Annotated in this window: 6 protein-coding genes and 2 tRNA genes; 4 read left to right on the forward strand and 4 right to left on the reverse strand. The window is 66.2% G+C overall.

What is annotated here, in order from left to right:
* Window positions 1-256: 256 nt before the first annotated feature.
* Entirely contained in the window at window positions 257-889 is a 633-nt protein-coding gene (cmk, locus tag GGQ89_RS07850) for a (d)CMP kinase (protein ID WP_184105335.1), read from the reverse strand.
* Complete coding sequence (aroA, locus tag GGQ89_RS07855; RefSeq protein ID WP_184105336.1) at window positions 886-2,217, reverse strand: 3-phosphoshikimate 1-carboxyvinyltransferase; 1,332 nt, start codon at window positions 2,215-2,217, stop codon at window positions 886-888. The genes cmk and aroA overlap by 4 nt, the downstream gene beginning before the upstream one ends.
* 95 nt (window positions 2,218-2,312) lie before the next feature.
* Here aroA and GGQ89_RS07860 point away from each other — a divergent pair, with 95 nt between their 5' ends.
* The 3 genes from GGQ89_RS07860 (at window position 2,313) to GGQ89_RS07870 (ending at window position 2,951) form a co-directional block, all read left to right on the forward strand.
* A complete protein-coding gene (locus GGQ89_RS07860; RefSeq protein ID WP_056439502.1) occupies window positions 2,313-2,636 on the forward strand; it encodes a TIGR02300 family protein in 324 nt (107 codons plus the stop codon).
* An 87-nt stretch (window positions 2,637-2,723) separates the two neighbouring features.
* A tRNA-Ala gene (locus GGQ89_RS07865) sits at window positions 2,724-2,799 on the forward strand.
* 76 nt (window positions 2,800-2,875) lie between these two features.
* Window positions 2,876-2,951 (forward strand) — tRNA-Ala (locus tag GGQ89_RS07870).
* Between the two features lie 584 nt (window positions 2,952-3,535).
* Here the strand turns inward: GGQ89_RS07870 and GGQ89_RS07875 are convergent.
* Window positions 3,536-4,996, reverse strand: coding sequence for a methyl-accepting chemotaxis protein (locus GGQ89_RS07875; protein ID WP_184105337.1), 1,461 nt, complete (start codon window positions 4,994-4,996; stop codon window positions 3,536-3,538).
* A 132-nt stretch (window positions 4,997-5,128) separates the two neighbouring features.
* A complete protein-coding gene (locus GGQ89_RS07880) occupies window positions 5,129-7,144 on the reverse strand; it encodes a M3 family metallopeptidase (protein ID WP_184105338.1) in 2,016 nt (671 codons plus the stop codon).
* A gap of 567 nt (window positions 7,145-7,711) precedes the next feature.
* Here GGQ89_RS07880 and GGQ89_RS07885 point away from each other — a divergent pair.
* On the forward strand, window positions 7,712-8,689 hold the full coding sequence (locus GGQ89_RS07885; RefSeq protein ID WP_184105339.1) for a bile acid:sodium symporter family protein: 978 nt from the start codon (window positions 7,712-7,714) through the stop codon (window positions 8,687-8,689).
* The last annotated feature ends 280 nt before the right edge of the window (window positions 8,690-8,969 follow it).

Below are 8,969 nucleotides of genomic sequence, written 5' to 3' on the forward strand. Positions count from 1 at the left end.
GCTCGGGGCGATTCCCAAGACCTTCGACGATGGCCGCGCCGACCCCATGTCGACGCCACCAGGCCCGAAGATGATGCTGAAACACGGAAAAGCGGCGGTCCGCGACAAATGCGGAAAGGACGCTGGGGCAAGGCCCCGCGTCAGCCTCTCCGCGGAACAGGGTCCGCGAGCGGGGGCGCCTTAGCGGAAAATGGAGTTTTGCGCAAGGTGGAGGGGGCGTGCCGCTAGGGGCGTCCAATGGGGCTGGCCCCCTCCGTCAGTGCTGGCGCGCTGCCACCTGGGCGTCGACGAACTGGATCGCGCGCGCCACTGCCGCCTCGATCGTCAGGCTGGAGGTGTCCAGCGCCGCGGCGTCCGCCGCCTGGGTGAGGGGGGCGGTCGCCCGGCCGCTGTCGCGTTCGTCGCGGGCGCGGATATCGGCCAGTACCTGCTCGAACGACACGTCCGAGCCGTTCGCCGCCAATTCATTATGCCGCCGCCGTGCCCGGACCTGGGGACTGGCCTTGACGAACAGCTTGGCGTCCGCATCGGGCGCGATGACCGTGCCGATGTCGCGCCCGTCGAGGATCGCGCCGCCGGGCTGGTTGGCGAAGCGCTTCTGCCGCTGGAGCAGCGCCGCGCGGACCAGGGGATGCACCGACACGACCGAGGCGAGCTTGCCCGTCTCGTCATCACGCAGGACGGGATCGGCGAGCAGGCTGTCGTCGAAGCTGCACGCCGCGACGGCATCGGCCTCGCGGGTCGGGTCGAGGTGCATCGCGCGCACCGTCGCCGCCACCGCGCGGTAGAGCAGGCCGGTGTCGAGATGCGGCAGTCCGTAATGCCTGGCCAATGCGCGGGCGATGGTGCCCTTGCCGCTGGCGGCGGGGCCGTCGACGGCGATGATCATGCCATCGCTCCCAGCTTTTCCAGCGTGTCGAAGAACACGGGGTAGCTGGTCGCGACCGGTGCCGCATCGTCCAGCGTGATGGGATCGCGGGCGTTCAAGGCCGCGATGGTCATGCTCATCGCGATCCGGTGGTCGAGCAAGGTCTCCACGGTCGCGCCGCCGGGGATCGGATCGCCGCCGGTGCCGGTGACGGCCATGCCGTCCTCGAACTCCTCGCAGGTCACGCCGCATGCCCCGAGCGCGTTCGCCATGGCGGAGATGCGGTCCGATTCCTTAACGCGCAGTTCCTCCGCGCCGCGCGCGATGGTCGTGCCGGTCGCGAAGGCGGCCGCGACGAACAGCACCGGATATTCATCGATCATGCTCGGCGTCAGCTCGGGCGGAACCTCGATCGCCGACAGGGCTGCGTGACGGACGCGCAGATCCGCCACCGGCTCGCCGCCGACGATGCGCGCGTCCAGCTCGGTGATGTCGGCGCCCATCATCTTCAGCGCTTCGATGATGCCGGTGCGGGTCGGGTTCATGCCGACATTGGTGATCGTCACGTCCGCACCCGGCACGATCGATCCCGCGACCAGCCAAAAGGCGGCCGAGGACGGGTCGCCCGGCACGACGATATTCTGCGGCTTCAACTCCGCCTGCCCCCGAATCGTAATGACTCGCCCTTCGGGGGAGGGGGTGACGGTCAGCTCGGCGCCGAAGCCCGCCAGCATCCGCTCGCTATGGTCGCGGGTCGCGATCGGCTCGATCACGGTCGTCTCGCCCGGCGTGTTCAGACCCGCCAGCAGGATCGCCGACTTCACCTGCGCCGAGGCGACGGGCAGGGTGTAGCGGATCGGCACGGCCGGGTTGATGCCCCGGACCATCAGGGGCAGGCGGCCGCCCGGCGTATCCTGAAACTGCGCCCCCATCTGCGACAGCGGCTCGATGACGCGGCCCATCGGGCGCTTGGACAGCGAGGCGTCACCGATAAAGGTCGCGGTGATCGGATGGCTGGCCACCAGACCCATCAAAAGCCTTGTCGAGGTGCCCGAATTGCCCATGTCGAGCGCGGTCTCGGGTTCGAGCAGCCCGCCGACGCCGACGCCGTGGATCACCCACACCCCGTCGTCCTGCCGGACGATGTCCGCACCCATCGCACGCATCGCGGCGGCGGTGGCGAGCACGTCCTCGCCCTCCAGCAGGCCCTCGACGCGGCTTTCGCCGACCGCGAGTGCGGAGAGCATCAGCGAGCGGTGGCTGATCGATTTGTCGCCCGGAACGGCGATGGTGCCGCGAAGGGCGGCGGCGGCTCGCACGGTGCGAGGCTGGGGAAGGGGATGCGCCATGATGGCGCGGGCTTTTGACAGGGGCCTTGCGCTGTGGCAAGGCGCGCCCACTTTTCGCTCCGGCGGAAAACCCAATTCCGAAAGGTATGAACGGCATGATCAAGCCGGAATGGGGCACGAAGCGTACGTGCCCGAAATGCGCGACGCGTTTCTACGACCTCGAAAAGGACGACCCCGTCACCTGCATCAATTGCGGGACGCAGTGGGAGCCCGAGCCCATCCTGAAGTCGAAGCAGCCCCTGCCGTTCGAGCAGGTCAAGCCCGAGAACAAGGAAGCCGACAGCGATCTGGCGGGCGGCGACGACGAGGATCTGGACATCACCGGTGAGGACGAAGAGCCCTCGCCCGACGATGAAGTCGATCTGGGCGGCGACGACGATCTGGGCGTGGAAACGTCCAGCGAAGACGACGAACACTGAGTTGTCCGAACGGGCTCGGCGGGTGCTTGAAAAAAGTGCTTGCCGAGCCACGGCGGCCCCGCTAGTGGGCTGCCTCCACAGCGGAACGGGGCCGTAGCTCAGCTGGGAGAGCGCTGCAATGGCATTGCAGAGGTCAGGGGTTCGATCCCCCTCGGCTCCACCATTCCGCCGGAACAGCCGCATGATACCATGCGCTGCCAGGCCAGCCCGCATCCCGCCGGGCGCGCGCCGAAATCGATGGGGCCGTAGCTCAGCTGGGAGAGCGCTGCAATGGCATTGCAGAGGTCAGGGGTTCGATCCCCCTCGGCTCCACCATTTCCTCGAAATCGCTGATTTTTGACCGCCCCTGATCGTCAGTGGGTGGTTTTCGGCGTTTCAGGTGCGTTTGAATATAGCCCGATGTCACGTTCCTTTTTCTCAGCCTCCATTCAGACTGAGCTAAGTCGAGGGCTAGGGGGCAAGTCTCCGCCCAAGCCGTAAACGTTCGCTGTGCGCTTCGACTTCACTCAGCGTGAAGGGGAGTCCTGACGTTCGCAATGACCTCCCCACGCACAGTCGACATCCAGAACGCCTCTTTCCCCTCTCCCCTGGACAGGGGAGAGGGTTAGCGGAGCTTGCCAGCGTGCTGGCTAGCGCAGCTTGGGTGAGGGGTCGGGCGAGCCTCCGGCTCGCGCGCTCGGGGACCGAGCGCTCCACCCCTCACCCAGCTACGACTAAGCCTTTGCTTTCGCAAAGACAAAGTCTGCGCAACCCTCTCCCCTCTGCGAGGGGCGAGGGGAAAGGGCGTGTCTGAATGAGAATCTCCCGAAAAAGCAGAAACGTCCGATTGCGCTCACTGTCGACCAACAAAAAGGCCCCGACTTGCGTCGGAGCCCAGGGGGGCCTCGGGGGGATGAGGATCAGACGGCGGCGAGGCGTCGCTGCATCTGGTGGACCGGGTTGCGGGGGGCGCCGGTGACGTCGGCCAGGCGGAAGCGGGCGACTTCGCGGGCCAGCGTCTCGGCTTCCTGCGCCAGGGTGCGGGCGGCGTCGGTGGCCTGTTCGACCATGGCGGCATTGCGCTGGGTCACGCCGTCCATCTCGGCGACGGCGGTGTTGACCTGTTGCAGGCCGATCGACTGCTGGGTGGCCGAGGCGGCGATCTGCGACACCAGGTCGCTGATCTCGCCGATCCGGCCGATGATCCGTTGCAGCGCCTCACCCGCTTCGTTGACCAGTTCGACGCCCGCGCCGACCTGGTCGGAGGAGGCGAGGATGCGCGTCTTTACATCCTTGGCCGCTTCGGCCGAGCGCTGCGCCAATGCGCGCACTTCGCTGGCGACGACGGCGAAGCCCTTGCCCGCTTCACCCGCCCGGGCAGCCTCGACGCCCGCATTCAGCGCGAGCAGGTTGGTCTGGAACGAGATGCCGTCGATGACGCTGATGATCTCGCTGATTTCGGAAGAGGAGCGTTCGATGCCGCCCATCGCCTCGACCGCGCGGCGGACGATCTGGCCCGATTCCTCGGCCTCGGTCCGGGCCTCGCCGACGATCCGGTTGGCGCGCGAGGCGCCGTCGGCGGTCTGGCGGACGGTCGAGGTGATCTGCTGCATGGCGGCGGCGGTTTCCTCCAGCGAGGCGGCCTGCTGCTTGGTGCGGTCGGACAGGTCGTCCGACGCCTGGCGAATGTCGCCCGAGCCGACGCGGATATGCTCGCCCGACTGGGTGACGACGCCCAGTGTCGCGCACATCTGGGCGCGCATCGCCTCGAAACTGTCGGCCAGCGCCTGATATTCGGACGGCAGCCCGTCGAGCGAGGCGGTCAGGTCGCCCTTGGCCATCCGGTCGAACACCGCGCCGCAGCGTTCGATCACCGCACGACGGCCCGCCTGCTCGGCCTCGAAATAAGAGGCCAGCGCAATGTCCATGTCGATCAGCGAGGCCTTGACCAGCGCGGTCGCCGCCCGCGCCCGCCGCCGTGCGCCGAACGGCCAGAACAGTCGCCCCAGGATCAGCTTGGGCAGGACATATTCCAGCATCCGGGCATAGCCGCTGATATACCAGGTCGGCGCCAGCCCGATCCGCGCATGGACCTGTCCGATATGGGTCGAAGCGGCGGCATAATCACGGTCGAGCGGGCGGGAGAACAGCTTGCGCCAATGCTCCATCTGCTTGTCGCGGGCATGGTCCATCCGCGCCTGCGATGCGAACAGCCCCCGGATCTGCGAGGTATCGGCGATGTGCCGGTAAAGCGCGGTCAGGGCGGCGGGCGCATGCCGTTCGATTGCGCGCTTGATTGTCGGGAAGGTCGCGTAGCTCCGCGCACCATAGTCGAAAGCAGCCAGCCGCTGCTCGAAATCAATATGTTCCGATCCGCTCACAGCACATCCTCCATATCCCTCCTGGATAGGCAAAGAGGGTTAAGAAGCTGTCGAGAAACGAATTTTTCTGTATAATCCAGATTACATTAGGGAATGAAACCGGGGCCGCCGATCGCGGCCCCGGAATGCTGGTCAGGCCGCCAGCCCGTGATGACGCAGCAACGCATCCGGCTCCGGCGCGCGGCCCCGGAAAGCGCGGAAATTCTCGGCCGCCGGGCGGCTCGCGCCGCGCGCCAGCACCTCGCGACGGAACCGGTCGCCTGCCGCCTGGCCTTCCTCGGCAAAGGCGGAAAAGGCATCGGCAGACAGCAGCTCGGCCCAGAGATAGCTATAATAGCCCGCCGCATAACCGCCTGCGAAGATATGGCTGAAGCTGTGCGGGAAGCGATTCCATGCGGGCGGACGAATCACCGACACTTCGTCGCGAACGCCGTTCAGCACCTCCATGACGCGGCCGCCCAGCGCCGGATCGTAATCGCGGTGCAGCCGCAGGTCGAAGGTCGCGAACTCGACCTGACGGAGCAGGAACAGCCCCGCCTGGAAACGCCGCGCCGCCAGCATCTTGGCGAACAGCTCGTCGGGCAGCGGCTCGCCCGTCTCGACATGCGCCGACAGCGCGGTCAGCGTGTCGCGGTCCCACGCGAAATTCTCCATGAACTGGCTGGGCAGTTCAACCGCATCCCACTCGACACCCGAAATCCCGCCGATCGAAGGCAGGTCGACCTCGGTCAGCAAATGGTGCAGCACATGGCCGAACTCATGGAGCAGCGTGACGACATCGCCATGCGCCAGCAGGGCAGGGGTGTCGCCGGTCGCCGGCGGGAAATTGCAGGTCAGATAGGCGATGGGCCGGTGGAAACGGTCGGCGTCGCGGAAGCGCGGACGGCACACGTCCATCCACGCCCCACCGCGCTTGCCCGCCCGTGCATGGAAGTCGCAATAGACGCCTGCGACGATCTCGCCGCTCTGGTCCTGCACATCATAATAGCGGACATCGGCATTCCACACCGACACGTCCCGCCGCTCGACCAGACGGATGCCGTACAGCCGTTCGATCAGCGCGACCGTGCCCTCCATGACGCGGGGCAGGGGGAAATAGGCGCGGATCGCCTCGCGATCGACGCCGAAGCGTTCGCGGCGCATATGCTCGGCGACATATCCCGTATCCCACGGCTCCAGCTTGGCGATCCCGAACTTCTCGGCGGCATAGGCGCTCGCCTCGGCCAGTTCGCGCTCCGCCAGCGGTCGGGCACGGGCCGCGAGATCGGCCAGAAAGGCCAGCGCCTCGTCCGCCGACTGCGCCATCTTGGTCTCGACCGAGCGGGCGGCGGCGTTGTCGAAGCCGAGCAGCCGAGCCGCTTCGTGGCGCAGTTCCAGGATCCGGTCGATGCGGGCGCTATTGTCATGAGTAGGATCGGCCGCCTGGTCCGAGGCGCGGGTGGCATAGGCCTTGGCGACCCGCGCGCGCAGATCGCGATTGTCCGCCTGGGTCAGGATCGCCTGCACGCTGGGTTCGCGCAGCGTGACCAGCCAGCCGTCCAGTTCCTTCTCTGCGGCATAGGAGGCGAGGATCGCCTTGGCATTGTCGGTCAGGCCGGACAGCAGGGCCTCGTCGGTGACATGCTCGCTCCAGGCTTCGGTCGAATCGAGCACGGCATTGCCGAATTCGGTGCTCAGCCGGTTCAGTTCGACGCCGATCTCGCGGAACCGGGCCTTGGCCGCGTCGTCCAGGCCGACGCCCGACAGGGTAAAATCCCGCCGCGCCAACACGACCGCACGCGCCTCGGCCTCGGTCAGCGGCGCCAGGTCAACCCGGTTGAAGGCGGCGAACATGCGCGGGTCCTGGCCCGCTTCCATGCCATATTCGGCCAGCATCGCCTGCGCCTGGGCATAGGCGGCACGCAGCTCGGGCGTGTCGGCGACCGAATGGAGATGCCCGGCAGGCGACCAGCCCCGCGCGATCGCGAAGCCCGCCCGCTCGCTCGCCAGCACGACATCGCGAAAGTCGCTGGCGTTCGATCCGCCGATCCGGTCGGCGGCGGCGCGTGCGTCGGCGATCATCTGCTCGACAGCGGGCACCAGATGCTCGGGACGGATCGCGGCGAAGTCGGGCAGGTCGGTATCGGCGAGCAGGGGATTGGTGGTCATTCGGCATCCTTGCGCTTTATCGTGGGGATCATCTCGGCAGCCGCACGACGTTCGGCAAGACCCTTGCGGTCGATCGGACCGATCCGTGCGGTCGCCATGATGGGCATAGGAGGGGAGCCGGGCAATCCAAGTCACTGTTACCGCTCCAAATTGCATTTCCTGCAATTATCATTGCCGAGGTTGCAATTGCGAACATGGGTGCTGCGGTGCACAAGGATCGGGCCTTTCAGGCATCCTCTCCTAAAAACTTTCCGGCCGGTCGCAAGACCGGCCTTTTTTTTGGCCGCGATTTCCCCTACGGCACGCTCGTATCGTCGGCCAACACACGAACAGAATCATAAATCGGGAGCGGAAGCCGCCGGAAAGACCGGCACCGGCTGGACGATCGGAGTGGGGGTTGAGCGATTCGGGTAGGCTCCCCCCATTTTCCCTTCCCTCCTGAATCCATAAAGGCCCCCTGAATCCGCAAAGGGTAGCATCGCTGTCCTGATCGGCCTATCTGGCGGCTTTAACGGCGTTTCGGTGAAGCCTGACGGGGTGCGGAGCGCGTCCAGCCGGGGAGCGCCCATGATCCAGCGCCTGTTTTCCGTCTTCGAACCCTTTATCCTCAGCCTGCTGGCAACGGTTGCCATCGCCACCATCCTGCCTGCGCGGGGGGCATTCGCGACATTCGCCGGCTATCTGGCCGATGCGGGTATCGTGCTGCTCTTCTTCCTGCACGGCGCGAAGCTGTCGCGCGACGCCATCTGGACGGGTCTGCGCAACTGGCCGCTCCATCTGGCGGTGCTGGCATCGACCTTCCTTCTGTTTCCGCTGCTGGGCCTCGGCATGATCCGGTTGCCGGGTATCGATCCGTCGCTGGCGATGGGTATATTGTTCCTGACCCTGCTGCCCTCGACGGTGCAGTCCTCCATCGCCTTCACTGCAATCGCCCGCGGCAATGTCGCGGCGGCGATTTGCAGTGCGTCCTTCTCCAACCTGCTCGGCATCCTCGTGACCCCGGCCCTGGTCGCCCTCCTGATGAAGGTCGAAGGCGGGGCAGGGGTGTCGCTTGCATCGATAGAGGGGATCCTGTTGCAACTGCTCGCGCCATTCGTGGCGGGGCATCTGCTGCGGCCATGGATCGGCGGCTTTGTCAGTCGGCATAAAAGCCTGCTGACGCTGGTCGATCGCGGTTCGATCCTGCTGGTCGTCTATACGGCATTTGGCGCGGCGGTGGTCGAAGGGCTGTGGACGCGCGTGTCGCCGGGCGATCTGGGGCGGCTGTTCCTGCTCTGCCTGTTGCTGCTCGGGCTGATCCTCGCGGCGACCTATCTGATCGCACGGGTCATGCGCCTGTCGCCGGAGGACGCGATCGTCCTGCAGTTTTGCGGCTCGAAGAAGAGCCTGGCATCGGGTGTGCCCATGGCAGGTGTCCTGTTCCCGGCGGCGCAAGTCGGCGTGATCCTGTTGCCGGTGATGTTGTTCCACCAAATCCAACTCATCGCCTGCGCCATGCTGGCCCGGCACTATGGCGAACAGGCAGAGGCTCGCGGCGAGGGGTAAGAGGGGTAACGACCGGATGTTACGTTGCGGCGCAAGAAAAACGACATTGTTGTGAAAAATGTTGTTGACCGTCGGGAGTGACCGGCCTAGAGGGGTTTCACCGCAGCGGTGGTCGCAACGACTGACCGGTGCAGCTACGACAGATCGGCGCACTTGAGGCCCTGGGAACGGGGTTGAGTGGTGTTGCCGGTATTTGTTGTCGGGCTCTTTGACATTGTAGGTTAGATGAAGGGACATGCGGGCGGCGGCTTGGCGGTTGTTCTGGGCATTCAAGGTGCTC

It is taken from the genome of Sphingomonas yabuuchiae (genome assembly GCF_014199595.1).
GTDB classification, from domain to species: Bacteria; Pseudomonadota; Alphaproteobacteria; order Sphingomonadales; family Sphingomonadaceae; genus Sphingomonas; species Sphingomonas yabuuchiae.